The organism is Candidatus Symbiothrix dinenymphae, from assembly GCF_001431085.1.
The window spans coordinates 1-400 of record NZ_BBRU01000491.1; the positions used below are offsets into that span (position 1 = coordinate 1).

The 400-nt window shown below is 50.5% G+C and carries 1 protein-coding gene; it reads right to left on the reverse strand.

Annotated elements, in window-relative coordinates; translation table 11 throughout:
• Window positions 1-400 (reverse strand): hypothetical protein (locus tag ASC50_RS05285; RefSeq protein ID WP_158648482.1); only part of this gene is annotated, 400 nt, incomplete at both ends.

The window sequence follows — 400 nt, forward strand, 5'->3', positions numbered from 1 at the left end:
GCCCGCAAGCCTGCGTGGAGCGGCAGGGGGGATGCTGTCGAGCAATTCAGCATACGTTTGGGGCGAAAATTTCTCCGTTTCGTCATCAAACACAGACAACACATAATAATTGGTCAAATCCGGGTGTGGGTCGATGTACACGCGTTCTTTGGGCTTTTTGCTTTCGTAAATTTTCTCTTTTGTGCCGGTCGGTTTGGGCGAACGATAGACGCGAAAACCGGTAATGGATTCGTTCATTTCGTCCGAATATTCCCAAGTAAGACTAACTCGCTTGTTATCAATCACTTCCTTGCTTGAAATTATGGGCGCAAAGGTGACAGGGATGCGTCCGCGACCCACCACAGAATCGCTCGGCGGTCCCAATTCGCCGAACGCATTAATGCCTCTGACGCGGTAGTAC